Genomic DNA, 23467 nt, shown 5'->3' on the forward strand with positions numbered 1-23467 from the left:
AAGCGGCAGAGGAATGACTTATTGTAAAGCATGCGAACATACTCGTTTGACACTCCCTTGAACATACGTTAACCTTATTATATATTATACTATAATATATATAATAAAGTTGAAGGGGAGAACTTCTTGTGACATCTGCACAATCAGATTCATTTATAGATATAACGATTATCGGCGGGGGCCCAGCCGGCATGTTCGCCGCATTCTATGCAGGAATGCGCCAAGCAAGTGTCAAAATCATTGATAGCATGCCGCAGCTCGGCGGACAGCTAGTAGCTCTATACCCAGAAAAATATATATACGATGTTGCCGGATTTCCTAAAATTACAGCATTACAGCTTGTTAATAATTTAAAAGACCAAATGAACCATTTTCCGGTACAAGTACAACTCGAAGAAAAGGTGCTGCAGGTCATCAAGAAGGATGAGCATCATTTCGAGATTATTACCGATAAAGCTGTTCATTACAGCAAATCTGTCATTATTACGGGCGGAGTGGGCGCGTTTGAGCCCCGTCGACTAGAGCTGGAGGAAGCGAGTCGTTTCGAGAAAACGAATCTAGACTACTTTGTAAACGAATTAGACAGCTATGCAGGTAAAAGAGTAGTCATAAATGGCGGCGGCGATTCGGCTATTGATTGGGCGCTTATGCTTGAGCCAATAGCCGAAGAGGTGACGCTGATTCACAGGCGGGACAAGTTCCGCGCTCATGAGCATAGCGTAGACAATCTTATGAAATCAAAAGTTAATGTTGTCACTCCCGCTGAAATTACAGCATTGCATGGCGGCGAGCAAATAGAAAAAATCACTCTTACTTTTAAATCTGGGGAGACACGTGATATTGATTGCGATGCTCTCATCGTAAATTTCGGCTTCATTTCTTCGCTTGGACCTATCTCAGAATGGGGATTAGACATTCAGAATGGCTCCATTGTTGTCGATACCCGAATGGAGACGAATATTCCCGGTATTTTTGCAGCTGGCGATATTACGACCTATCCAGGAAAACTGAAGCTGATTACGGTTGGATTCGGAGAAGCTCCCACTGCAATTAATAACGCCAAGGTATATATCGACCCTGCCGCCAAGCTTTCCCCCGGTCACAGCAGTAATATGAAGTTCTAAATAAACAAAAACAGTGAGATGTCCTTTGACGTCTCACTGTTTTTTTGCTTTTCTTTTTCTAATAGAGTAGGTGCATCGTTGGCCGCCTTTGACTAGACACTCGGTTCGCTCCACATCCGCATCACCGAGCAGCGATTGAAACAGCTTCAATTCACACTGGCAGGCATGCTGATAATTCGATGCTACTTGTTCGATGGGACAATTATGCTCCTTTAACCAGAACTGATCGTCATCGGTCATTTCCCATTCGACCATATAGCCATTCTCGTTCTGAATGCCTGCAAGCGTAGAGACACGATCTGCTAAATCTTTGCCTTCCATGCTCATCGCGTATGTTTTAACCATCTTATCCTTGCGGCCTTCAAAGAGCTGCTCAACGGCCGAATCCCCGAAATTTTCAACAAGCTCATCTAGTAAATCATTTGTTAATGTATGATATTTCCGTGGGAAGAAACTGTCGGATTGTTTAGTTAAACTATAAACAGCTGTTGGCCTGCCCATGGATTGCCTTATTGTTTTGGATGTAATGAGGTTATCCCTCTCTAATGATTGAATATGGCGTCTAACGGCCATGATCGTTATGCCTAATTCCTCCGTGAGCTCCTTTGTCGATAAATCACCTTTCGTCTTGAGAAGCTGCAGGATGTATGTTCTCGTCGAAAGCTGTCCCCGATCTATCCTTGTCATTAATAATCACCATCCGCTGTGTTTCAATTTACGCCTGAGCCCCTCTATCATACTACATTTGACCCTTTATATACTATTACATATAATATATTTAATAACACTATTTTTTGGGAATACAAACTTCAATTACATAAGTGCTTATGTAAGAATTAGGAAAGAGGTTAACAGAAATGCTTCTATTTATTAGCATCATCGCTCTGCTCGTAATCATCGTGTACTTGGTGCTGCAATATTATCCCCCGCTCGGTGCAGGCCAGTCGAGGGAGGGGCGGCGGCAGCTAAGCCGCTCGAAGCAGCATGACAACAAGAAGTTTATAAACGCAATACCAACAAATATGGAGACAACATTTGGAGAGAAGCTTAAACTGCTTCTCCAGTTCATGAAAGGCAATCCGCATGGGAGGCCCCCAAAGCCTGTCGCCATTGAGCCACTGGGCGAGGTGTATGTCGGACAAGAGCATCAACCTAAGCTCACCTGGTTTGGCCATTCCGCTGCACTGCTTCAATTAGATGGGAAAACCGTGCTGCTCGATCCCATGTTCGGCAGAGCTCCCTCGCCCTTTCCAATGATCGGGGGAAAACGGTTTAGCGACAAGCTTCCTTTCGACATCGAGCAGCTGCCAGTAATTGATGCCGTGCTTATTTCCCATGATCATTACGATCATCTAGATTATGGCTCGATTGTGAAGCTGAAGGATAAGGTGAAGCAGTTTTTCGTTCCGCTTGGTGTAGCGCCGCATCTGGTAAAATGGGGGGTAAATCCTGCAAAAATAGAAGAGCATGATTGGTGGGAGGAGTTTTCCTTTCAGGGTCTTCAGCTGGCCTGTACGCCAGCCCGGCACTTCTCCGGAAGAAGCCTTACGGATCGTGATGCCACGCTGTGGTGTTCATGGGTTATACAGGGAAGAAATACAAAAATATTTTTTAGCGGTGATAGCGGTTATGGCCCTCACTTTAAAGAAATCGGCAAAAAATACGGGCCGTTCGATCTCACTTTAATGGAATGCGGGCAATACGATGAGCGCTGGGCTGCTATTCATATGATGCCTGAGGAAACCGTACAAGCCCATCTAGATGTTAAGGGAAAGGTCATGATTCCAATACATTGGGGCGCTTTCACACTGGCGCTGCATAATTGGACGGACCCCGTAGAACGCGCCTTGAAGGCAGCCAAAGAACAGAAAGCAATCATTGCCACTCCAAAAATAGGCGAGACTGTATTCATACAAGCAGCTGCATACCCATCCTTTGAATGGTGGCGTTGAACGTACTTCCGCTCTTTACGTCAGAAGCTTTAGTACATACAAAAAGGGCGCCGCAGCGCCCTTTCCTTATCTATGCTTTCACATCAGAGCTCTTCTGTTTCTTCCTCGGGATACTTGCCCACACCGTTTAACAAATCAGTGCCGTGAAACTCCTCGACGATGGATGCAGGATCGACAGGACTGTCCACTGCAATCGCATCTGCATCCGGAACGGCAGCAAGCTCCTCTGAAATTTCCTCTGCTTTATCCACCTCATTGTCTAACTCATCATCAGCTCTTGCTGCAGCATAATCATGCGGATACTGCTTGAGCAGCGTCTCTGATGCTTCAGGCACAGCGCCTTGCTGCGTCTCTTCCGTAAATAAACCAAACTCAGGATCAATATCTTTCTCCGTTACAAAGCTGTGAGACTGGTGTCTATCTCGAATAGGCTCGTCTGCCATTATGATTACCTCCTTAGTCGTTTCTACTTTATACTACCCACTTTAAATGCTTTTCGAACCAAATCATTCGCAACAAGCTAATATCACAATGGTCGCATTATCTTGATACGGATTCTGCTGAGCAAGGACATGCTGCAAAATAAACTCGGCGGCCTCTGCTGGCCCACGGGTTGCGGCCTCCTCCAGCAGCAGCTCGGATAATTCCTCATAAATACCATCACTGCACAATAATATCCAGTCGCCTGCAGATAGATGGATCGGCGCTTGGTTAGCACTGATTTCAGTTATTTCAGGAATGCCGAGATAGCTTGTCAATAAGTGGCGATCTTGATGCATCTCCGCCTCCTCTCTCGCAAGCGTCCCCGACGCAACATATTCGTCCAGTCGATTGCCGTAGTTGTGATCCCGAGTCAATTGAACAAGCTCGCTGTTCTTATACAAATAAATACGACTGTCTCCTGCGGATATCCAGTACAGCTGCTCCTCTTGAATGACAGCGGCAATAAGGGTCGTTCCAACGTTCCATTCCAGATCATGATCCAGCGCCAGCTCAAAGACCGTTTGGTTAGCCCTATGCAGCGCCCGTTCAAGCGCTTGCGGAACGGTTTCCTCCGCCGATCTTTTCCTGTATTCGTTCAGCATCGTTTGCACCGCAAGCTCGCCTGCTTCTCTTCCCATTGCCATCCCGCCCATTCCATCAGCTAGGATAGCTAATACGTCAGGCTGCTTTATCATCTCCGAATCCTGCTGGGTAGAGATATAGAAAGTATCCTGCTGCTGCTCGCGTTCACCGATATGCTGCGCGTGGCCAGTTATAATGTTTATCGCCGCAAATTTTCTCCGACGGCCTATAAAAAGCAGCTTCAGCAGCATTGCCAACCCTTTTCTTAGCCATCTTCTGATCATGCGATCCCCACCTTGTCTTCGCTTAGCTCGCGCATATTACGTCATCTACCATTTTATTGAGTCAGACCATTATTTATACCGGAAGTCTCCAAACCAAAGCTCCCTGTAAACAAAAAAAGCCTAGCTCTGCGAGAACGGCGATGGCCATTCCTGCAATGCTCGGCTTTTTTCTGTGACTTCAGATTAAGGCATTTAACCTACAAAATAGGTGTGCCTTTCTTTAGTCCCTTCATATCACTATTGGAGTTATTGAGCGCGGGCAGCATCTTCTCGCCGCTGACCATTGGTTCATGGCAGATTAAACAGGTCGGAACGTGATCAAAAGCAAAATTATCACGCATCCAGCTGTTACACCCTTCTGTCTCACATGTCCATACCTTCGTGTTTTCTTCCGGAATTTCTTCAAGCGGTTTTTTACGATTGTACATGGTCAGTCCCCCTTTGCGCTAAAAAAGGAAAAACTGCCTCGAACTTATGAGTAAGGGGCAGTTATCATTTATAAGTAGCAGTGTATTGTAAATAGGTCATACGAACTTACATTGATTTCATTGTACCACATTTCGTCCCAGAAAGGCAAACCTCAACCCCCATTTTTGAGCCTTTTTTTTGAGAATTCACAATAATGTGCAAATAGCTGTTCAACGGGCTTGAAATACAAATGTCCGTCCTCCCAAGGCTGGAAATGCAGGTCCATTCTTGAGTCGCCCCAATCGGCTGGAGTGCCAGCAGTGCTTAATTTCCCAGGCAGTGCTGGCTTCTCCACGACGGCAGGAAACTCCTGATAACCAAACAGCATATTCTCATGCATTGCAATGATTTCGTATTTCGGACCATGGAAGGCCTGCTCCTCTTGAAGCTGATAATGGTAATAAATATAGCTCGCTGCCATTTCCGGCTTTAGATGCGCCACTCTGCCTACACGCCGCTCTACTGTATCCTTGCGAAGCCAGTGATCATAGCTTGCCGGCTCATTGAAATGAAACACGTCAATCATCGGAACCCACTTCCGCGCCGCTCTCTGTCCCGGCCAATCATCAAGAAAGGCGGCCATTCCAGGCAGCAGCTCCTCTGGCTCAAGCTGCCGATCTATGCATTCACAATAGACAAACACATTGCGCTCCCACTTGAAGCAGCCTACTGTCATTATTTCTCCTCGCTCCATGAGCTGTTGTATTGCCCCTTCGCTTTGCGCTGCTTCGATCGCTTCTTTCTCAAATCCTTCTTTTATGTACGCTCGTGCAATAACTCTAAACATAAGACTCCTCCCCTTCATGTATGTATAATAGATAACTATTGGTAAATTCAATCCTGATAGTCCAAGTTTATCATTCACCGCTCCAGCTGAGAACAGTAAACAATAGCGGGTGGTCCTATCGTCATTTAGCAAACAAATCCGATTCAATATTGTATAAATATATGGCTTAGGGAACAAAATAAAGCCAGGCAATGATTGCGCGTTTTACTGACGAATAGGAGGTTGACGACATTGGAAAGCACAAGAGAGTTTGTCGAAAAGTTTAAAGCTACACAGCACAAAGCGGAGCTTAATAAGAGAAGAAGCGGCAATGGCAACCCGGCTGAGAGGCTATCTAACAAGAAGCACAGCACCAATAAATAAATAAGCTGGCGTGATGAGCTTTTGTAGAGCTTATTTGCGACAGCGAGTGGTACCCTGTTTGTATACTCCCGATTAATCTAATTGAAGGTACACCAATGGACATGGATGGGCCACTCTGCGATATGCTCTATCTTTGCTTGACGAAGTTGTTCCCTCGTAGCATCTGGCAACTTGCTTCATTACACTTGGGTTAAGACGCTCACTATTAAGAATGCTCTGGAAAATGACCCCTTTTTCGAGGGGTCATTTAGATTTATGACATTTATTACTTTTTTGGGTAACCCTTTCTACGGCCCCTTCTTCGTATGAGCTCATATCCGCTGCTTGTTTCGGAAATAGAACTAGTTTTTAGCTCTATTTCCTCGAAAGTAAGCCCAATCCTTAGAATAGAGCTAGTTTTTAGCTCTATTTCGCACACCTATCGTCATATGAGCCTATATCTGCTCGTTTTAACGGAAATAGAGCTAATTTCTAGCTCTATTTCTCCAAAAGTATGCTGAGTTTGTGGAATAGAGCTAGTTTTGGACCTCTGTCAATAAAGTGGACACTTATTTAGGAGAATTAGCTAGCGCTTTTCTTATGAAAAAGCGCAGCAAAGCGAACTGGTGATAAATAGCCAAGTGAGCTATGGATACGTTTGCGATTATAGAAAAGCTCAATGTATTGGAATATTTCATCATAAGCTTGCTTCTTCGTCTTGAATGTCTTGCAGTAAACCAGCTCTTTCTTGAGTACGCTATGAAAAGATTCCATACTCGCGTTGTCATAACAGTTACCTTTACGGCTCATGCTGGCTGTCATCTTATAGGAGGAAAGCTTTTCTCGATATTCGGCAGAAGCATACTGCGAACCACGATCGGAGTGATGGATAAGTCCCTTTTTGGGTTTTTTCGTCTTAAAAGCATCTTCTAATGCGCCAAGGACAAGTTCAACAGTCATTCGAGCAGCAAGCCGCCAACCTACAATTTCACGTGTACAGAGGTCGAGAACACTGGCCAAATAAAGTCGTCCTTCACGACAAGGAATGTAGGTAATATCCGCTGCCCACACCCGGTTAGGCTCCTCTGTAGCAAACTGTTGATTCAGGATGTTCGGAGCTACAGGCTGGTCATGGTTGGAATCGGTGGTGTTTACTCTGAATTTCCTTGAAACACAGGAACGCAATCCTACCTCATTCATATAGTTGCTTACCGTACGTTCACAGGTGTTTATGCCCTCTAACGAGAGCATATGGGTAATCTTCGGACTACCATAGATCCCTTTGGTATCGTGGAAATGATAGTTGATTCGCTCGATTACAGCTGCCTTGCGAAGCTTTTGCTCACTAGGTTTAGCTAGTTTCCACTTATAATAACCGCTCCGAGAAATCTCCATGACCTTGCACATCTTCTCTAGTCGATACTCAGAGCGATGATCTTCGACAAATTGGAACCTTAGTTCTTTTCTTTGCTGAAGATGTGCAGAGCCTTTTTTAAAATGGCCAATTCTTCTTGGAGATCTGCTAGCGCTCGCTCTTTCAGTTGATTTTCGCGTTCTTTCTCTTTTAATTGTTGTTCTAATTGACGAACTTTCTCGGGGTTTGCTAAAGATTCATTGTCGAATTCTCGGTACTTGGCTAACCATTTGTGTACAGTACTCGAGGAAATATTTAATTCTGTAGCAATCTCCGGTACGGACTTCGTCTGATCCTGAATATATTTAACCGTTTGCTTCTTAAAATCTTCATTAAATCGTTGACGTTGCTCCCCCATAAAGGACACCTCTTTCTTCGTTAAGTAAATTATCCATTTCTCCTTAACAGGTGTCCACTTTTTATTCTAGCTCTATTTCTAGCTCTATTTCTCTAGTAGTTATCGAACTTTTGTAAAAGCGGTATCACTTCAAGCCCTCGACTTATTTCCTTTGTATATTGGGTCGTTCTTTCTTCCTAATAAAAAATGCACCCCTATAGATTCACTGGTTTCCCATATGGGTTTTCCAATGTCTATATTGAGGGTGCATTTCATCGCTGCTAAACGGTCTGTTACGTTTGATTTAAACGGAATACTCATGAGGGTAATATTCAATGCGCGAATCCGCAACAATCGTCAAACAGCTTTGGTCAGCATCGTATTCCACTGGGCCATCCTTGACGTAATACCATGTTTTTAGCGTGGGCTGATCGTCAAACTCTCGGAAAACAAACACATTAAGCTCTTCTTTAAGTCTAAGCAGCTCCTCGATATTATTGCTCCATGGTACGCTTACGGTGAATCTCCAGCCCTCACCAAATGGAATGATCGTATACGAAACATCCTGTTTGGTGCTATCAATAAACATCCGCCCGCCTACTGCATGCTTTACAAGAAATGTTTGTTTCAACTTGAACCCCTCCTCAAAAGTTTGCGGTAGCAAACTTACTTCGTAAGCAAACTTACTTCGTAAGCAAATACTTAAAGTTTGCGTTAGCAAACTTACTTCGTAAGCCTATGGCAAATCAATGAGCATAAAAAAGACAGGTTCTATAGCACTTAACGCAAGCTTCTGCTCAGCTTCGATCTGAGCTGTATCGCCTGCCGCTAGTTTTACACCGTTCACCTGCAGCTCGCCCTCAATCATATATAGAAATTGTTTGCGGCCAGCTGCTGCGTAATCGAGCTGCTTCCCTTGCTCCAGCTTACTCAAGTAAATCGTCATATCTTGACTAATTGAAACGGCATGCTCCACTTCTTTGTCGGATACCACAGGGAGAAAAGCATTGTGCAGCCCTTCAACTTGGAAACGACTCGCTTCATAAGATGGTGCCATGCCTCTTTCCTTCGGCATGAACCATAGCTGCAGCAAGCGCAGCTCCTCCTCTTCCGAGGCGTTGAATTCCGTGTGTATAACGCCCGTGCCCGCCGACATGCGCTGCACTTCGCCAAACGAGGAAACAACGGAATTTCCCATATTATCTTCATGTCTAATCAGACCGTTCAAAACAATAGATACTATTTCCATGTCGCTGTGGGGATGAGCGCCAAAGCCTTTTCCCGGAGCCAAATAATCGTCATTGCACACTCGCATAACACTAAAGCCCGTTCGTTCTGGGTCATGATAAGCTCCGAACGAATAGATTGGCTGGCTGCGCAACCAGCCGAGATCTACTGAATGCCGCGCGGCGGCTGGATATACGTCGATCATCGTCTCTCCTCCAAACAACTATTTATTTACTTACTTATTTATAGCAGTTTTCAATCCGCCAAGCAAGCCTTAATGATATTACCATCCTATCGCCGCGCCGTCGGAGCGCGGGTCCGAGCCCCCCTGCAGAAAGCCTTGCTTATCACGCATAATGGCATGAGCATGCCCCATGATGCCGTCGAAATCCTTTACCTTCCGCACCAGATGTCCCGCCTGAGCTAATGATTCCAACACATGCTCGGACACACGCCCTTCTATTTTCAATTCCTGTGTAGGCTCTCCCCATGTCCGGCCCCATACCCATCTTGGCTCATTAATCGCTTGCTGAGGATCCATTCCATAGTCAATCATTCTTGTGAAAATGGCCGTTTGTGTCTGAGGCTGCCCTTCTCCGCCCTGCGTACCGTAAAGCACCTCGGGCTTGCCGTCTCTACTGGCCATGGCCGGCATTAAAGTGTGAAATGTCCGTTTGGCCGGCTTCAAGCAGTTCACATGACTAGGATCCAATGAGAAGAACGAGCCGCGGTTTTGCAAAAGAACACCTGTATTCCCTGCCACTACACCAGATCCGAACTCGAAATACAAACTTTGAATGAAGGAGACAGAGTTACCTTCTTCATCCACAACGGATGCATATGCCGTATCGCTGCCGAGCGCCAGCGGCTTTTCCATCGAAGCACGATGCAGTTCAATCGAAGCCGCCAAGTCTGCTGCATAGCTTTTGTCCAGAAGCCGTTCTAACGGTATATTCGTAAACGCTGGATCGGATAAATATTTGTTCCGGTCACGGAAGCTTAGCTTAAGCGCCTCAATGCACAGCTGATAATAATCATGCGAGCCATGCTCGATTTCTTTTAAATGGAATGATTCCAAAATATGGAGGGCCATTATACCAGAGAAGCCCTGCGAATTCGGCGGCATCTGATGAAGCGTATAGCCTCGATAGGAGCCCTCGATTGGCATTACCCAATCTCCATGATGATCGGCGAAATCATCCGCTGTCAAAATCCCATTGTGCTTGCTTAAGAATTGGGTAATCTCTTTTGCAGTCTCACCTTTATAAAATTCATCACGCCCAAATTCCGCTAAGCGGCGCAGCGTCTTCGCAAGAGCAGGTTGCTTGAAGCGCGCGCCTGTCTCCACTGCTTTTCCTCCAGGCAAATAAATATCCGCTGTTTCCAGCGTCTGCGCGAGTACCGCTTCATTATGAATCGTATTGTGATGTTGATCTTTAGACATAGGAAAACCATCTTCAGCATACGAAATGGCCGGAGCCATCACCTTCGCCCATGGAAGGCGGCCGTACTCGCGGTGAACCGCATCCCAGCCGTCTACCATGCCAGGCACGGTCACAATGCTGCCAATGCCTCGGCTTGGAATAGCTTCTATGCCCGCATAGGCGTCTATATTGGCGCTATAACCAGAACGACCGCTTGCATTATAACCTCTTACTTTGCCTTCCGATTGCGCATAACTTAGCCAGTAGGAGTCTCCTCCGAGACCGGTCATATGTGGATATACAACTGCTAGACATGCGCTAACAGCGACAGCCGCGTCAAATGCATTGCCGCCCTGCTCCAAAATACGCGCTCCCGCGGCAGTTGCTAGGTAATGAGGACTTACAATCATTGCTTTTGTTCCGATTACGGATTGATTCATGATGGTCACTCCTAAAAAATGAATTGAAAAGAGACATCGAACAACTATTTTAATGGAAGATAATATGACATTTTTATGTTTATAAAATACCATCATATTAAAGGATAGGCAACTAAAATGTAATAAAATTCGGATTTTTTGATTGAAAACGAATGTATTTACGATTATATTTATACATATAGTAATTGAATATGACGATATACAAACATTTTGAAACAGAAAATAAAATTGGAGCTGATATAATCATGCATTCTAAACCCATAGACGAATCTCAAGCATTAGAAATAGATGATATTGACCGAAAAATCATAACTGCCCTCAATATTAACGGAAGAATATCTTACACTGATTTAGCGAAAGAAATCGGCTTATCGCGAGTAGCTGTCCAATCCCGAATTAATGCTTTAATGGATGGAGGCGTGATCGAAAGATTCACAGCCGTTATCAACCCAGAGCGCATCGGCATTCAAGTGTCTGCTTTTTTCAACGTTGAGGTCGAGCCTAAGCATCTGCATGCCGTTGCCGATCAATTATCGACAGAGCCATTCGTTACAAGCCTTTATCACATGACTGGACCGAGCAAATTACATATGCACGGTTTATTTCGCAACAATCAGGAAATGGAGCATTTCATGAAGGAAAAGCTATACACGCTGCCCGGCATTACGAGCGTTGACTGTCAGGTTCTTATTAATCGTTATAAGAGCCGTATGGGAATGAGATTGTAGAGGATGGAGAACAGCTTAATGAACAACCGTTATATGCAGCTGTCCTGGGCCATGATGAAGACGGGCATTCTCGGCTACGGCGGCGGCCCCTCCGTTATTCCACTTATTCGTTACGAGGCTGTTACGAATTATAAGTGGATCGAAGATGAGGAATTCGGCGAAATTCTTGCACTCGCGAATGCACTGCCTGGTCCGATCGCTACCAAAATTGCAGCTTACCTCGGCTATCGAGAGAAAGGTACGCTTGGTGCAATTGTCGCTGTTCTTGCTCATATCATACCTTCGAGCGCAGCCATGATTTTGCTGCTGACGGCCGTACAATTTCTGAGCAGTGCAGCTTTCGTCCAAGGGATGATCGGAGCAGTCACGCCTGTCGTCGCAGTGATGCTTGGGATGATGGCCTATGAATTCGGTGAACGGGCTGTCAAAGGATTGGGAAAATATGTAGGATTCGCTTTTTTTGCATTAGCTTTTGCCATGCTGCAAGGGTTTCACATTCACCCTGCAATCGTTATTGTTTTATTTCTTGGCTACGGCGCGCTACATTTCAGATCCGTTGCCGCCCTTCAGCGAAGAAAACAGAAGCAGCAGCCGCAGCAAGCTGAGCAAAAGGAGGACGTAAAACGTGGATTGGATTAATTTAATTATCGGCTTCTTTATCGCTAACGTCCTCGGTTATGGCGGCGGTCCTGCATCTATTCCGCTCATGTATCGTGAAATCGTGACGAACTACGAATGGATGACACCTATCGAATTCTCGAACATTCTTGCTTTAGGAAACGCACTGCCCGGACCGATTGCGACCAAATTCGCCGCTTTTGTAGGCTACGAGGTCAGTGGCTGGATTGGTTTAATTGCCGCCTTAGCTGCAACAATCGTGCCCTCGGCATTAGCACTCATCCTTCTGCTTAAGATATTGCAGAAGCATCGGCAATCGCCGATCGTAAAAGGCATGACTCTGCTTGTCCAGCCTGTCATCGCTATTATGATGCTGCTGCTCACCTGGCAAATGGCGGAAAGCTCCGTCGAATCCATTGGCATCATTCAATCGCTGATCATCGCGGCCGTCGCCTTCTGGGCAATGCAATTCCGCAAAATTCATCCTGCCATTGTAATCCTCATTGCATTCGCTTATGGCGGGCTCGTGATTCCTCATTTGAATGTGCTGTAACAGGCTGTCTAAAAAGCAGATATTCAAGAATGCTATAGCTGCATTAACTTGCTTGATCATCAAACAAAAAAGCAGTAGATCAAAAACTCTGATCTACTGCTCCTATTTACAATATATTTATACCCGTTCACGAATCCCATCAATATAAGCCTTAGCCTGCGCCATTTGATGTTCCTTCGCTTCTTCCATAATGATCTGCACATGCGGCTTGTATTGGTTAAGAAGCTTCATATACAGCTCATAGTTCATATTACCGAATCCAGCCGGTACAGTGACCAGCTCGCCGCTATCTGTCAGGATGCGATCCTTGGCATGGGCAGCAATAATTTTGCCGCCTAGCAGCTTGAATGCTTCCTCGATCACTTCATCTTGGCGAGCGAAATTGTCAGCCGTCAACAGATTGCCGGGGTCGAGCACCACGCCGATATTGGATGAAGGAACCTCCTCCAGCATGCGTGCAAGCTCAGGAGCCGTACCGATCAAATGGTCGTTTGCCGCCTCTAGCCCGACAAATACGCCCCACTTCTCCGCTTCCTCTACAAGCTCTTCCACCGTCGATCTCATGACTGACCAATCTCGATCTGTGTAGTCGTTTCCTTCATTCCGTCCTGTTTCCGCAGCTACCATCGGCGCTCCAAAAAACTTAGCGTAGCGAAGCAGCTCCTTAAAGCGATCAACGTTAGCACGGCGCTGCTCTTCATTCCGGTCGAACAAGTGAACGTAACAGCCCAGCACCGATATCGAAACACCATTTCTGTCGAATTGTTCCCCGATTGCATTCGCAAGGCCCGGGCTTATATTGCCGGGCTTGCTGAAATCAACATCGCTAATCGCTTTCCAAAGCGCAAGCTGCACATGGCTGAAGCCGTTCTCTGCTACTTTAGGAGCAAGCTCTTTGTAAGGCAAGCTTCCGAATAAATGAGCTAAAACGCCGACTGACATCTTCTGATCGTCTCCTCGTTTAAACGCTGCCTTCCAGTGCAATGTCCACCTTCGGCGCGTATATCTTTTTGGCTAGATAAGACTGCGCAATCATGAATAGACCGCCTGTAACCCAGTACAAGGATATAGCTGCTGGAGCAGATAAAGCGAACACGCCCATTAGGATTGGTGAGAGATAACCCATGAAGGCCATCTGTTTCTGTTGAGCGGCGTTTGTTCCGACCTGCGCCTGCTGGGACTGTGACACCTTGAACTGAACGAAATATACGAGCGCTGCGATGATCGGAAGCACAATATCCGGCGATCCCAGCTTAAACCATAGAAAGGAATGATCCGCAAGTTCTGGTGTCAGCCTAATAGCAGAGTACAAGCCCATTAATATTGGCATTTGGATGAGCATCGGCAAGCAACCGATAGCAAGCGGATTTACTTGATGCTTCTGATACAGCTGCATCGTTTCTTGTTGGAGCTTCTGCTTGGATTCTGCATCCGGTTTTCCTTTGTACTTGTCCTGAATTTTCTTCAGCTCGGGCTGCAGGATCGACATCTTCTGTTTCATTGTCTGCTGAGACCGGAATTGGCGCATCATGAGCGGCAGCAAAGCAAGTCTGATAATCAAAGTGATCCCCATAATCGCAAATCCGTAATTGCCGTGAAACATGCCTGCAAGATATTGAAGTACATACGATAAAGGGTAAATCACATAGTGGTTGAATACGCCCGGCGTGTTGCCATCAATCGTACCGCTAGCTGTGCTGCAGCCGCTTACCAGAAGCAGGCCCGCCAGCATCATACCAGCTAATAACAGACGTCCATATTTTAATGAAGGGAATACATTGCTCGTTTGCATAAAAATCCTCCTCGTTTGTTTGGAAATAGCGCAACAAACGAGGCGGAGCAGTCTGCAATATCGTCATCCGGCGATTCCTTTCGCTTTACCTTCCTGGCTAACCAGCGATGAATCGGAATGGTACGGAGAAGCAGCTGGGGCAGCGAAATAAATATGAAATGTATAGCTTGACTGCTTTCCCAATGCTCATGCGTACTTATGTTAAGATGCGATGCGTAGGCGTAGGCCAAGGAGCAAAGTAAACTAATGGAAATCAAATACGGTATGATGTCATGCAGCTCGAACTCGAACAATGTATTCACCTCCCTTCTGTATAAAATAGATTTTCATTCTTATGGATAGTATAACAGTAAATCGCACCTCATTACGACTACTCTAAGCATCAATATGTTACAATACAGTGCGACTTGGTTATTTACAAATGGATAGCTTAAACCATATAATTTCTTAGTCGATTATACTTCCTTATCATTAAGGAAAACTAACTTAGAAGAAAGAGGACATCATGAATCGAAAAAGGTTAAATATCATTTACTTATCGCTCATCACCATGATGGTTCTATTTCTGGCCCTTGGAGGCGTGTTTCAGCTTGGAACTGCCGGCTCACATACAGTAAACGCCGAGAGTGCTGCTGTTCCATCCTCTGGTCAGAAAAAGAAGCTTGTCATGGGCACATCCCCCGATTATCCACCCTATGAGAGTGTAGACGCCAAAAATAACGGCGAAATTATTGGACTAGATATCGATATAGCCAAGTATATCACCAGCAAGCTCGGTTATGAACTGGAAATCTCAAGTATGGATTTCAACGGTCTGGTAACGGCACTGCAATCGGGCCGCGTTGATTTTGTTATGTCTGGCATGTCAGCAACCGATGAACGCAGACAAAGCGTCGACTTCTCTAATACCTATTACGCAGCTCGTAATACGATCGTTTCCAAAAAGTCGGCAGTACTTGAAACCGAAGAGTCTCTCTCGGGCAAAAGAGTAGGAACTCAGCTAGGCTCCACGCAGGATCTATATGCGGAAACGATTCAAGGAGCTGTTCTCAAAAAGCTGAATAAAATTCCTGACCTAATCAATGAGCTCAACTCCAACCGCATTGACGCCGCTATCGTAGAAGATGCGGTAGCTATTGAAATGACGGCTGCAAATCCTAATTTAACAATGAGCTTTCTGCCTGCTGAGTCCGCTGAAAACGGTTATGCTATCGCATTTCCGAAGAAATCAACTATCGTTAATGATTTCAATGGCGTGCTTGCAGAAATGTCCGAAAGCGGCCAGCTGGACGCAATCGTGCAGAAATGGTTCGCCAGCGAGAAGGACGAGTCCTCCGATAAGCTGCTCAATATAGACTTCAGCATACTGAAGGGCTATATCCCTTATATTCTCAAAGGTGTTTACGTGACGTTGCTTTTCACTCTCGTTTCAGCGTTGTTTGGACTCGTATGGGGCAGTATATTATCCTTATTCAAAATATCCGGCATAAAGCTGCTGGAGTGGTTCGCAACCGCCTATACCTCTGTATTCCGAGGCACGCCGCTGCTGTTGCAGCTAATTCTTATTTATTACGCCACACCACAAATATTGAACTATGATATTTCGGCGCTTATGGCCGCAGGCCTTGCATTTGGTCTCAATTCTGCCGCCTATTTATCTGAAACGATCCGCGGCGGCATCATGTCTGTCGATAAGGGACAGAGAGAAGCTTCTATTGCACTTGGCATCCCTTATCGCAAAATGATGGTTCGCATTATTTTCCCGCAAGCGCTGCGCAATATTTTACCGGCGCTCGTTAACGAATGTATTGCTTTGCTGAAGGAATCATCACTCGTTTCCGTAATCGGTGTTACCGATTTAATGCGGCGCGGAGATTTCGTAAGATCACTCACGTTTCGTTCGTTTGAAGTGCTGCTGTTCATTGCCGCCATTTATTATGTGCTCGTGCTTATTCTAACCTCGTTTGCCCGTATGCTTGAAAGGAGGCTGCGCCGCAGTGATTGAAGTTACTGACTTGACCAAAACCTTTGGCAAAAACCAAGTGCTGAAAGGCATTACCACAACTATAGAACGAGGAGAGGTCGTTGCGCTGATCGGGCCTTCCGGCTCAGGCAAATCCACCTTTCTTCGCTGCATAAATCTGCTGGATACACCTACTTCCGGTATCATCACAATCGACGGGACTCCAATAACAGACCCTAAAGCTGATGTTGCCCGCACACGTCAGCGCATTGGAATGGTGTTTCAACATTTTCATCTATTCCCGCATATGACGGTCATGGATAACATTACATTTGCTCCGACACAGGTTAAAGGCATGTCAATGGAGGAAGCACGGGTGAAAGCTACGGAGCTGCTCGCTCGTGTCGGTCTCTCCGACAAAGCAGACAGCTACCCATCCCGCTTGTCCGGCGGACAGAAGCAGCGTGTTGCTATTGCACGCAGCCTGGCAATGGAACCGGATATTATGCTCTTCGACGAGCCGACTTCAGCGCTTGATCCCGAGATGGTAAAGGAAGTGCTGAACGTTATTCGCGGGCTTGCTCATAGCGGCATGACCATGCTTATCGTGACACATGAGATGAAATTCGCTCGTGAGGCTGCCGATACGATCTACTTCTTGGACGACGGTAAGCTGGTAGAACGGACAAAGCCAGAGCAATTTTTCACTAAACCCCAAAGCGAGCGCGCATCGCGGTTTCTGGAGCAGGTGCTTTAGATAGCAGGCTCCATATAAGGTAATATGAATACACAAAAATGGTGTGGCAAGATATTTACTTGCCACGCCATTTTTTTTATTAGCTTCCATCTCACGTATTCATTCACTCGCCAGAAGCAGTCATTAGCGAATGCATTTCCACGCAAGCCATGACGAAAGCCCCGACGCCATGCAGGTCGTTCTCACAGGTTGGCCGTGTCACGTAATTCTCGTAGTCGCCTGCTGAAGTGCCGATGCAGATGTCCGGAAGAACGAAGCGCTCTTGATCGTCGAGCTGCACAACTCGGAGGAGTCCCTCATAACCGCGCTTTGCTGCTTCCAAGCAATCCTCGCCGACTAGTCCGAATTTATAAGCTTTGGCAAGGGTGTATACAAACAAGCAGGTGCCTGAGGTTTCCAGCCAATTGTCTGCCAAATGTCCTTTGTCGACCACTTGATACCACAGTCCGCTGTCCGCATTCTGATAGCGGACTAAAGATTTGGCGAAATCGGCCAGCACGGCTTCAAGCTCGGCGCGACCCGCTTCACCCTCTCTTATTTCATCCAGAAATTGAGCAACCGCAAGGCCGTACCAGCCGAGCGAACGAGCCCAAAATTCCGGCGAGCAGCCAGTCTCTGGATTCGCCCAAGGCATTTGCCGGCTCTCGTCCCAAGCATGATAAAGCAGTCCTGTTTGCTCATCCCTCATATAGCGCCGCATCAGCCCTTCTTGATGCAGCACCATATCGCGCAAGCTCGGCTCACCATAAGCATTCGCATATTTCAGCGCGAATACGCCGCCCATATATAATCCATCGAGCCACATATTATAGGCGTATTTATCCTTATGCCAGAAGCCTCCCTCCGACGTTCGGTTAAGCGTATGGAATAGGTTGCGCAGCTTATCGGCTGCAACGCGGTATTTAAGGTCGCCATTCCGCTCATCGAGCCGGAATAACAGCAACCCTGCTTGAATGGCATCTAATTCATCACGAGCAAAATCAAAGTTTCCGCAATCGTCGACAAGTTTATCCACATAGCCTTTTATATATAAGTCATAACGCTCGTCTCTCTCCACCTGCCAAAGCAGCTCCATCCCGCAAAGGAACACTCCTTGATGATAGTGCCAGCGGTTTGCTGGAGGAAGCTCTTCCGGCAAATAGGTGCTCATCAAGGAATCACAGGCGGCTCTTGCCCATTCAATTGGTGTCTTCTTAATCGTTTGCAGCATAAACAAGTTCCCCTCTCCATTACATTCCTTTTTATTTCATATGATCGTAAAACGCACTAAGTCCTGTCTTCCCTAGCGATGGCGCTGCCATATTTGCGAGCCTATAACATAGCGTACGAATGAGCAGCGCCTGCGTAGCCGCATTCATATCGCCTTCCCTCTTCCCTTCACTCAAGTGGACAGGCTTTGGCATATCTGGATAATAGCCCCCACCCTTGACTTGTGCCACATTGGGAGCCGAAGGCGAATGGGCAAGCTCACGTGAGAAGCCCCCGTCCGGGCGGAGCAGCCTGCTCATATTGTTGAGCGTTGTCTGAATGATCTGCTGAAGCTCCTCTTCTGTCATGCTAGGCTTTATATAGGACAATAAATGAATAGGATTGCGAATAAAGCACATGTCGCTAGCTTCTTCATAACGCAGTGCGAGCAATATGCTCGCATACATTTGCTCTGTTCTAGGCATTGGTGTTTGAAAATTACTGTAAAACGTATGGAGCTTGAACGTACCGGAAATACGCAAATATAAGGAGCCCTCGCCCCACAAGCCACTGTCCTTGTCCTGCATCTCTTCAAAAAAACGAAATGCCGTTTGGACAAAACGATCACGTCTCGGCTCCTTCAATTGCTTTAAATATACATTGGAGCAAGCAAGCCGATCACAACCGCGCCAGCTGTTGCTAAGATCCATTCCCCGAAGCCAATTCTCATATTCAAGAGGAGAGTGCATATAAGATGGCGCTTGGTCAGCTAGATAAGGCAGCGCATACTGCGGCTCACCGCCAAGCTTCTGGAGGGCATTCAGGCTATAGCCTACCGCCCTCGCCACCATCACCTCATCCTCTTTCATGCTGGGATCATCGTCGTAGAAGTACCCGGACTCCGGATGCTGCCGGCTTCTGAAGAAATGGATCATATTGATTCGAATACGTGCCGGCATCAGGGCAAGCAGCCCTAGCCTCTCCAGCATATTCAGCGCCTGTGCCGTCGATTCTATATCTGGCCTTCGTCCAATAAGCAGGCGTGAGCTGCGAGCATAATAGAAGCCGCCGCTCGGCTCATCATACTGCCCTGCCAACCAGGGCAGTAGATCTTCGAACAGACTATCCATCTCACGCAGTAGCATTTGAAGCTCCTTGTTATTTGTTGTCATTCCAGCATCCCCCTGAACTTACCCTTTAACCGATCCAAGCAAAGCTCCTTTGGCGAAATGCTTTTGCAAGAATGGATAAATGAGCAAAATCGGCATTGTCGCAACTACGATAACTGCCATCTTTACCGTTTGATCCGGTGGCGGCACTGAGGCATCCAAATTAGAGCTATAATCGAGACCACTTGCTAATACGACAATTTGACGGAGCAGCACCTGAATGGGCCATTTTGCGCTGTCATTCAAATAAAGAATCGCACTTAAATACGTGTTCCAGTAAGTTACCGCGTAGAATAAAGAGATCGTCGCGATTGCCGGCATGGAGAGAGGCAGTACAATTCGGAACAGTATGCCAAAGTCGGTGCAGCCATCAATCTTCGCTGATTCCTCAAGACCTTCAGGAATATTCTGAAAAAAGTTTTTTAATATAATGAGATTGAATGCACTAATTGAAGACGGAATAATGAGTGCCAAATAGCTGTCGATCAAGCCCATCTCCCGCACGACGAGAAACGTAGGAATTAATCCGCCGCTGAACAGCATCGTGAAAACAACGAGAAACATAATGCCTTTGCGACCATCAAGATCTCTTCGCGATAAGCCATAAGCCATCAGAGCCGTGGTGAGCATGCTGAACAACGTACCAATCAACGTAACTCCGGCTGAAACCCCCATGGCCCGGAAAATGGTATTGGTGGAAAAAATAAATTTATACGCATCAAAGCTCCAAATCGTTGGAACGAGTATGAACTTCTTCATTGCCATTTCAGCGCTAGTCGTAAACGATCCCGCAACGACATGCAGGAAAGGGAGCACCGTAACGAGCGCGATAATAGCCAGCAGTGTGAAGTTCACAATCGAGAATAATCGGCCGCTAAGTGTTTTATCCTCTACCATGTTGATTCCTCCTAAAGTTTTTCGAAGAAAAACTAGCATCGTAAGCGTAAACCTTTAAGTTTTTCGAAGAAAAACTGACTTCGTAAGCGTAATCTTTTAAGTTTTTCGAAGAAAAACTAGCATCGTAAGCGTAAACCTTTAAGTTTTTCGAAGAAAAACTGACTTCGTAAGCGTAATCTTTTAAGTTTTTCGAAGAAAAACTGACTTCGTAAGCCTCGTTATTAATAAACGCCTTCTTCGCCCATTTTCTTCGCAAGCTTATTGGCTGATATAACGAGTACGAGTCCAATGACCGATTTGAAGAATCCGATCGCAGTACTGTAGCTGAATTTACCTTGCCTTAATCCCGCTGTATATACGTAAGTGTCGATGATCTCGGCCACTTCGCGGTTCATGGAATTAAGCATCAAGTACACATGCTCGAAGCCAAGCTCCAGCACATCGCCGATTTTGAGAATGAGCAAAATAATAATGACGCTGCGGATCGCAGGCAATGTGATATGCCATACCTGTCTTAGCCGTCCGGCTCCGTCCATGCGCGCCGCTTCATATTGACCAGGATCTACCGAGGCGATAGCCGCCAAATATATAATCGTTCCCCAACCAGCTTCCCGCCATATGACCTGAATGATATACGTTGGTCTGAACCACTCGGGGCTGAGCAGGAAATTGATTTTTTCGAATCCAAAATACACAAGCAATTCATTAACAATACCGCCGTCAGATGTCAGCATAACGAAGCTGATCGACACGATAATGACCCATGACATAAAATGGGGCAAATACACAAGCGTCTGAAACGTTTTTTTGAAAAATGACAATCGCACTTCGTTAAGCATTAGCGCTAATATAATCGGAACCGGGAAATAGAACAGCAAATTCATCCCAAATAACAATAAAGTATTCGTCAAAATGTTCAAAAAGTCGGGCTCAGTAAACAGTCTCTCGAAGTGTTTAAAGCCTACCCAATCACTGCCGCCTATTCCTTTGAAAGGCTTATAGTCCTGAAAGGCGATAGCAAGACCGAGCATTGGAATATATTTAAAAATAAGAAAGTATAAAACACCCGGCAACAGCATGACGTAGAGCCATTTGTTTCTCCAAAGACGTTTCTTAAGCTCGCTTGTTCTAGGCTGAGGTACCCTTGTCTGCTGAATAACCGTTTCCTGCATATTGGTTCTTCCTTTCCACTGGAGGTTGAGAGGCTGCTATAGTACTCCAGCAGCCTCTTCGACATCGCTATAGCTATTCCAATTGACTATCGGTTATTTCTTGTAAGCTGCATTGTACTCTTCAATGATTTTGGAGCCGCCGCGCGACTTCCAGTTCTCAATTGCTTTATCAAAGCCCGCTTTATCGATCGAACCATAAATGTATTTGTATGTTGCATCTTTAATAAGTTCTTGAAGCTCCGTGCCCTTCTCCGTGTAAGTAGCCGAATCAAGAGCAGCAGTAGGGTCAGCAATGGCAATCTTCTCATTCTCTATAATGAGCTCTTCCGCATGAATACGTGCAGGAAGCTCATTCAGTGATTCATACATGCCATTCGTTTCTGCCTCGCCGATCACACTGTCCTTGAACCCTTTTACTTCGCGCTCTGTCAGCTCTTTGTCTGCTGACGGCTTCGCTTTGCCGTCTACCACTGTATAGTGCGTGCCTTCAATGCCCCAGAACATCATGTTTGCTACCTCAGGGGTCATCATCTTATCCATGAACGCGAGAACTTTCTTCAGCTCCGCTTCATCTTTAATAGCGGATTTAGGGAACAATACGACGTTGTTGTAGCCAGGAATTGCCCAGTTCGTTACTTGTCCGTTTGGACCCGCCACCATACTGTGCGTATCTACTACTGCTGTTGGAACGTTTTTAACAAGGTCCTTCACAAGTGAGTCCACATCCTGCATCGAGCCGATGTAAACACCCGCCTTGCCGCTTGTGAACATGTTAACTTGATCTGTTTTGCTTGTAGCCAAGAAATCAACGTTCATCGCTTTCGCGTCACGAATCTTCTTCATATAGTCCATCGATGCCATATACTCTGGAGTTGTGAAGTCTGGCACGAGCTGGCCATCTCTCTCACCCCAGTTATTCGGCGTAGCAAACCAAGAAGCAATCGTTTTGAATGCACCGTATACCAAATCGTTGCGATCAGCTAAACCTACTGTGTCCGGCTGTCCGTTGCCGTCTGGATCGCCAGTCGTAAATTTCTCAATCATGGCAAACAATTCATCTACATTAGCAGGTGCGCTGATACCGAGCTTATCGGCCCAGTCCTTCCGATAAATCATCCCTTGGCGGGCAAGCGGTCTGCCGATGTAGAGGGAGTAAAGCTTGCCGTCGACCTTCGTATTGTTAAGAATCTCTTCTTTCATCTTGCCTAGATTCGAGAACTCGCTTAAGTAAGGGCCGATCTCCCAGAATTGACCGTCACGAATAGCTTCCTTCATTTGCACGAAGGTGGCTTGATTCTTCAAATAAGTAACCTTAGGCAGCGAACCCGTTGCGAATGAAGCATTCAGCTTCTCTTCATACGTATCTGCCGGGAAAAATTGATAAGTCAGCTTCGTATTCGTCAGCTTCTCAATCTCATTTTTTATAGTGTCTGGCGGTGTCTCTGCGATGTTTAGAGGAAGCATAATCGTAATTTCCGTTGGCTTCTCCGGTTCTGCCGGTTTTGCTGTCTCTTCTGTCTTTGCCCCGCTCTCATTGTTAGGTGCTGGTGTCGTTTTATTTTTTGCACCGTTGTTACCCCCTGAACATGCGGAGAGCAGTAAAGTGAATGTCAGTACTAAACCCATCAGAATCGAAAACGATTTTTTCTTCATAAAGCTTTGACCTCCATATATCGTTTTGGTTGGTACACCTATAAGCTACCACCGCCGATCTGAGTGCCGATACAATCATTTATACCGATTCAAGCCGTTCTGCTGCGTATCTG

26 protein-coding genes are annotated in these 23467 nt (G+C 46.1%); 8 read left to right on the forward strand and 18 right to left on the reverse strand.

Features of this window, described 5'->3' with window-relative positions:
* The first annotated feature begins 191 nt into the window (after positions 1–191).
* Positions 192–1124, forward strand: a complete 933-nt coding sequence (locus CEF13_RS27185; protein WP_208414763.1) for an NAD(P)/FAD-dependent oxidoreductase — start codon at positions 192–194, stop codon at positions 1122–1124.
* Between the two features lie 33 nt (positions 1125–1157).
* Here CEF13_RS27185 and CEF13_RS27190 read toward each other — a convergent pair whose 3' ends face one another.
* Positions 1158–1811 carry a helix-turn-helix transcriptional regulator gene (locus tag CEF13_RS27190; RefSeq protein ID WP_102715741.1) on the reverse strand — a complete coding sequence of 218 codons (654 nt, stop codon included), beginning with the start codon at positions 1809–1811 and terminating at the stop codon, positions 1158–1160.
* Between the two features lie 335 nt (positions 1812–2146).
* On the opposite strand from CEF13_RS27190, the gene CEF13_RS27195 reads away from it, so the two are divergent.
* Complete coding sequence (locus tag CEF13_RS27195) at positions 2147–3076, forward strand: MBL fold metallo-hydrolase (protein WP_424991992.1); 930 nt, start codon at positions 2147–2149, stop codon at positions 3074–3076.
* A gap of 83 nt (positions 3077–3159) precedes the next feature.
* On the opposite strand, the gene CEF13_RS27200 is transcribed toward CEF13_RS27195, so the two are convergent.
* The 4 genes from CEF13_RS27200 to CEF13_RS27215 all read right to left on the reverse strand — a co-directional run bounded on the left by CEF13_RS27200 (position 3160) and on the right by CEF13_RS27215 (position 5680).
* The gene (locus CEF13_RS27200; protein ID WP_102715745.1) at positions 3160–3519 is read right to left on the reverse strand and encodes a hypothetical protein; all 360 of its coding nucleotides are present in this window, start codon (positions 3517–3519) and stop codon (positions 3160–3162) included.
* Positions 3520–3582: 63 nt separating this feature from the next.
* The gene (locus CEF13_RS27205; protein ID WP_102715747.1) at positions 3583–4425 is read right to left on the reverse strand and encodes a PP2C family protein-serine/threonine phosphatase; all 843 of its coding nucleotides are present in this window, start codon (positions 4423–4425) and stop codon (positions 3583–3585) included.
* A 197-nt stretch (positions 4426–4622) separates the two neighbouring features.
* Positions 4623–4853, reverse strand: a complete 231-nt coding sequence (locus CEF13_RS27210) for a cold-shock protein (protein ID WP_102715749.1) — start codon at positions 4851–4853, stop codon at positions 4623–4625.
* 152 nt (positions 4854–5005) lie between these two features.
* The gene (locus tag CEF13_RS27215; protein WP_102715751.1) at positions 5006–5680 is read right to left on the reverse strand and encodes a hypothetical protein; all 675 of its coding nucleotides are present in this window, start codon (positions 5678–5680) and stop codon (positions 5006–5008) included.
* A 231-nt stretch (positions 5681–5911) separates the two neighbouring features.
* Between CEF13_RS27215 and CEF13_RS27220 the strand changes: the two genes are divergently transcribed.
* Complete coding sequence (locus CEF13_RS27220) at positions 5912–6043, forward strand: DUF4023 family protein (RefSeq protein ID WP_102715753.1); 132 nt, start codon at positions 5912–5914, stop codon at positions 6041–6043.
* Positions 6044–6604: 561 nt separating this feature from the next.
* On the opposite strand, the gene CEF13_RS27225 is transcribed toward CEF13_RS27220, so the two are convergent.
* From CEF13_RS27225 to ggt, 5 genes are all read right to left on the reverse strand, one after another.
* A complete protein-coding gene (locus CEF13_RS27225; protein WP_146022663.1) occupies positions 6605–7591 on the reverse strand; it encodes an IS3 family transposase in 987 nt (328 codons plus the stop codon).
* Positions 7477–7794: a transposase gene (locus tag CEF13_RS27230; protein ID WP_102709085.1), complete on the reverse strand. Its 318-nt coding sequence runs from the start codon at positions 7792–7794 to the stop codon at positions 7477–7479. Before CEF13_RS27230 ends, CEF13_RS27225 begins: the two co-directional genes overlap by 115 nt.
* Positions 7795–8077: 283 nt before the next feature.
* On the reverse strand, positions 8078–8404 hold the full coding sequence (locus tag CEF13_RS27235) for a hypothetical protein (RefSeq protein WP_102715755.1): 327 nt from the start codon (positions 8402–8404) through the stop codon (positions 8078–8080).
* 105 nt (positions 8405–8509) lie between these two features.
* Positions 8510–9205 (reverse strand): pirin family protein, encoded by a 696-nt coding sequence (locus CEF13_RS27240; RefSeq protein ID WP_102715757.1) that lies wholly within the window; start codon positions 9203–9205, stop codon positions 8510–8512.
* A 78-nt stretch (positions 9206–9283) separates the two neighbouring features.
* Complete coding sequence (gene ggt, locus CEF13_RS27245) at positions 9284–10864, reverse strand: gamma-glutamyltransferase (RefSeq protein ID WP_102715759.1); 1581 nt, start codon at positions 10862–10864, stop codon at positions 9284–9286.
* Between the two features lie 245 nt (positions 10865–11109).
* Here ggt and chrS point away from each other — a divergent pair, with 245 nt between their 5' ends.
* Genes chrS through chrA form a run of 3 tightly spaced genes read left to right on the forward strand, consistent with a single transcriptional unit; the run spans position 11110 to position 12763 of the window.
* Positions 11110–11592 carry a chromate efflux transcriptional regulator ChrS gene (gene chrS, locus CEF13_RS27250; protein ID WP_102715761.1) on the forward strand — a complete coding sequence of 161 codons (483 nt, stop codon included), beginning with the start codon at positions 11110–11112 and terminating at the stop codon, positions 11590–11592.
* An 18-nt stretch (positions 11593–11610) separates the two neighbouring features.
* The gene (gene chrB, locus CEF13_RS27255) at positions 11611–12231 is read left to right on the forward strand and encodes a chromate efflux transporter ChrB (protein WP_279588980.1); all 621 of its coding nucleotides are present in this window, start codon (positions 11611–11613) and stop codon (positions 12229–12231) included.
* Positions 12218–12763 carry a chromate efflux transporter ChrA gene (chrA, locus tag CEF13_RS27260; RefSeq protein ID WP_102715763.1) on the forward strand — a complete coding sequence of 182 codons (546 nt, stop codon included), beginning with the start codon at positions 12218–12220 and terminating at the stop codon, positions 12761–12763. Before chrB ends, chrA begins: the two co-directional genes overlap by 14 nt.
* Positions 12764–12880: 117 nt before the next feature.
* Here chrA and CEF13_RS27265 read toward each other — a convergent pair whose 3' ends face one another.
* Genes CEF13_RS27265 through CEF13_RS27275 form a run of 3 tightly spaced genes read right to left on the reverse strand, consistent with a single transcriptional unit; the run spans position 12881 to position 14848 of the window.
* Entirely contained in the window at positions 12881–13705 is an 825-nt protein-coding gene (locus CEF13_RS27265) for a sugar phosphate isomerase/epimerase family protein (RefSeq protein WP_102715765.1), read from the reverse strand.
* Between the two features lie 19 nt (positions 13706–13724).
* The gene (yidC, locus tag CEF13_RS27270; RefSeq protein ID WP_102715766.1) at positions 13725–14555 is read right to left on the reverse strand and encodes a membrane protein insertase YidC; all 831 of its coding nucleotides are present in this window, start codon (positions 14553–14555) and stop codon (positions 13725–13727) included.
* A complete protein-coding gene (locus CEF13_RS27275) occupies positions 14525–14848 on the reverse strand; it encodes a hypothetical protein (RefSeq protein ID WP_102715768.1) in 324 nt (107 codons plus the stop codon). The genes yidC and CEF13_RS27275 overlap by 31 nt, the downstream gene beginning before the upstream one ends.
* Positions 14849–15060: 212 nt before the next feature.
* On the opposite strand from CEF13_RS27275, the gene CEF13_RS27280 reads away from it, so the two are divergent.
* Together CEF13_RS27280 and CEF13_RS27285 are read left to right on the forward strand one after the other, a co-directional pair.
* The gene (locus tag CEF13_RS27280; RefSeq protein WP_102715770.1) at positions 15061–16560 is read left to right on the forward strand and encodes an ABC transporter substrate-binding protein/permease; all 1500 of its coding nucleotides are present in this window, start codon (positions 15061–15063) and stop codon (positions 16558–16560) included.
* Entirely contained in the window at positions 16553–17275 is a 723-nt protein-coding gene (locus tag CEF13_RS27285) for an amino acid ABC transporter ATP-binding protein (protein ID WP_102715772.1), read from the forward strand. Before CEF13_RS27280 ends, CEF13_RS27285 begins: the two co-directional genes overlap by 8 nt.
* Before the next feature lie 103 nt (positions 17276–17378).
* Here the strand turns inward: CEF13_RS27285 and CEF13_RS27290 are convergent, their stop codons facing one another.
* From CEF13_RS27290 to CEF13_RS27310, 5 genes are all read right to left on the reverse strand, one after another.
* The gene (locus tag CEF13_RS27290) at positions 17379–18485 is read right to left on the reverse strand and encodes a glycoside hydrolase family 88/105 protein (RefSeq protein WP_102715774.1); all 1107 of its coding nucleotides are present in this window, start codon (positions 18483–18485) and stop codon (positions 17379–17381) included.
* 31 nt (positions 18486–18516) lie between these two features.
* Positions 18517–19635 (reverse strand): hypothetical protein, encoded by a 1119-nt coding sequence (locus tag CEF13_RS27295; protein ID WP_102715776.1) that lies wholly within the window; start codon positions 19633–19635, stop codon positions 18517–18519.
* 18 nt (positions 19636–19653) lie between these two features.
* Positions 19654–20529 carry a carbohydrate ABC transporter permease gene (locus CEF13_RS27300; protein ID WP_102715778.1) on the reverse strand — a complete coding sequence of 292 codons (876 nt, stop codon included), beginning with the start codon at positions 20527–20529 and terminating at the stop codon, positions 19654–19656.
* A gap of 221 nt (positions 20530–20750) precedes the next feature.
* Entirely contained in the window at positions 20751–21701 is a 951-nt protein-coding gene (locus tag CEF13_RS27305; RefSeq protein WP_102715780.1) for an ABC transporter permease, read from the reverse strand.
* 93 nt (positions 21702–21794) lie between these two features.
* A complete protein-coding gene (locus CEF13_RS27310) occupies positions 21795–23354 on the reverse strand; it encodes an extracellular solute-binding protein (RefSeq protein WP_102715782.1) in 1560 nt (519 codons plus the stop codon).
* Positions 23355–23467: the final 113 nt, after the last annotated feature.

Source organism: Paenibacillus castaneae (assembly GCF_002884445.1).
Taxonomy (GTDB): domain Bacteria; phylum Bacillota; class Bacilli; order Paenibacillales; family Paenibacillaceae; genus Pristimantibacillus; species Pristimantibacillus castaneae.